A 2,500-nucleotide genomic window follows, 5' to 3' on the forward strand; every position below is an offset into this window, starting at 1 on the left:
TTAGATTAAAAAAATTCTTTTGAAACTTATTCATTAATAATATTAAAGATTATACAATGAAGAGTTTGATCCTGGCTCAGGATGAACGCTAGCGGCAGGCTTAACACATGCAAGTCGAGGGGTAACAGGGGAGCTTGCTTCCGCTGACGACCGGCGAACGGGTGCGTAACGCGTATAGAATCTGCCTTGTACAGGAGGATAGCCTTTAGAAATGAAGATTAATACTCCATAATATTGAGAAGTGGCATCGCTTTTTAATTAAACATTTATGGGTACAAGATGACTATGCGTCCTATTAGCTAGATGGTAAGGTAACGGCTTACCATGGCAACGATAGGTAGGGGGTCTGAGAGGATTATCCCCCACACTGGTACTGAGACACGGACCAGACTCCTACGGGAGGCAGCAGTGAGGAATATTGGTCAATGGAGGCAACTCTGAACCAGCCATGCCGCGTGCAGGATGACTGCCCTATGGGTTGTAAACTGCTTTTATACAGGAAGAAACAGTCGTACGTGTACGGCCTTGACGGTACTGTAAGAATAAGCACCGGCTAACTCCGTGCCAGCAGCCGCGGTAATACGGAGGGTGCAAGCGTTATCCGGAATCATTGGGTTTAAAGGGTCCGCAGGCGGTCAATTAAGTCAGAGGTGAAATCCCATAGCTTAACTATGGAACTGCCTTTGATACTGGTTGACTTGAGTTATACGGAAGTAGATAGAATGTGTAGTGTAGCGGTGAAATGCATAGATATTACACAGAATACCGATTGCGAAGGCAGTCTACTACGTATATACTGACGCTCATGGACGAAAGCGTGGGGAGCGAACAGGATTAGATACCCTGGTAGTCCACGCCGTAAACGATGGACACTAGTTGTTGGGATTTATCTCAGTGACTAAGCGAAAGTGATAAGTGTCCCACCTGGGGAGTACGATCGCAAGATTGAAACTCAAAGGAATTGACGGGGGCCCGCACAAGCGGTGGAGCATGTGGTTTAATTCGATGATACGCGAGGAACCTTACCAGGGCTTAAATGTGGTCTGACAGCTTTAGAGATAGAGTTTTCTTCGGACAGATCACAAGGTGCTGCATGGTTGTCGTCAGCTCGTGCCGTGAGGTGTCAGGTTAAGTCCTATAACGAGCGCAACCCCTATCGTTAGTTGCTAACAAGTAAAGTTGAGGACTCTAGCGAGACTGCCGGTGCAAACCGTGAGGAAGGTGGGGATGACGTCAAATCATCACGGCCCTTACGTCCTGGGCTACACACGTGCTACAATGGTATGGACAATGAGCAGCCACTATGCGAATAGGAGCGAATCTATAAACCATATCACAGTTCGGATCGGAGTCTGCAACTCGACTCCGTGAAGCTGGAATCGCTAGTAATCGGATATCAGCCATGATCCGGTGAATACGTTCCCGGGCCTTGTACACACCGCCCGTCAAGCCATGGAAGCTGGGGGTGCCTGAAGTCGGTTACCGCAAGGAACTGCCTAGGGTAAAACTGGTAACTAGGGCTAAGTCGTAACAAGGTAGCCGTACCGGAAGGTGCGGCTGGAACACCTCCTTTCTAGAGAAAGATGGTGAGTTACAAAAGAGGTACATTTTGCTCTTTGCTGTTAATTTTAAAATACACTAATATATAGCTATTATAGTCTCGTAGCTCAGCTGGTTAGAGCGCTACACTGATAATGTAGAGGTCGGCAGTTCGAGTCTGCCCGGGACTACAAATAAAGAAGTATATATTAGGAAGGAAATTCTGGAAGTTAGAGAATTCAACATTCATAATTGAGGATTCATATTCTGAATTTCATAATGGGGGATTAGCTCAGCTGGCTAGAGCGCTTGCCTTGCACGCAAGAGGTCATCGGTTCGACTCCGATATTCTCCACAATTAGGCTATAGGTCTAAAAACGTTCATTGACATATTGGTAAAAATGATATCGTAAAGAATCAAGATAGAGAAGTTAGATTACGATCTAACAACAATATTTTTATAAAAATAAAGAATTATAAAGAGCTCGTTGTAGTAGAGATACTGCAGCAAAAAGTACAATAAGCTAAATAAGGGCGTATGGCGGATGCCTAGGCTTTCAGAGGCGATGAAGGACGCGATAAGCTGCGATAAGTTACGGGGAGTGGCACACACATTATGATCCGTAAATTTCCGAATGGGGCAACCCGGCATGTTGAAGACATGTCACCTATTTATAGGAGCAAACCCGGAGAACTGAAACATCTAAGTACCCGGAGGAAGAGAAAACAATAGTGATTCCGTTAGTAGCGGCGAGCGAACGCGGATTAGCCCAAACCAATGCTGTTACGGCAGTATTGGGGTTGTAGGGCTGCGACATTAGAGTCTAAGTGAACTAGAATCGTTTGGAAAGACGAACCAAAGAGAGTGATAGTCTCGTATAGGTAAGCGAAGATAATATAGCAGTACCCTGAGTAGTGCGGGACACGAGTAATCCTGTATGAATCTACCGGGACCATCCGG

General features: G+C 45.8%; 2 tRNA genes and 2 rRNA genes (1 of these 4 cut by a window edge). All 4 read left to right on the top strand.

Annotated elements, in window-relative coordinates:
• The first annotated feature begins 53 nt into the window (after window positions 1-53).
• Window positions 54-1,573 (top strand): 16S ribosomal RNA (locus DS884_RS16200).
• Between the two features lie 83 nt (window positions 1,574-1,656).
• Window positions 1,657-1,730 (top strand) — tRNA-Ile (locus DS884_RS16205).
• A 90-nt stretch (window positions 1,731-1,820) separates the two neighbouring features.
• Window positions 1,821-1,894 (top strand) — tRNA-Ala (locus DS884_RS16210).
• 162 nt (window positions 1,895-2,056) lie between these two features.
• Window positions 2,057-2,500, top strand: a 23S ribosomal RNA gene (locus DS884_RS16215); it runs 2,438 nt beyond the window's last position.
• The 16S and 23S rRNA genes sit together here with 2 tRNA genes alongside, the layout of an rRNA operon.

This window comes from Tenacibaculum sp. E3R01, assembly GCF_003318185.1.
In the GTDB taxonomy this organism is placed as follows: domain Bacteria; phylum Bacteroidota; class Bacteroidia; order Flavobacteriales; family Flavobacteriaceae; genus Polaribacter; species Polaribacter halocynthiae.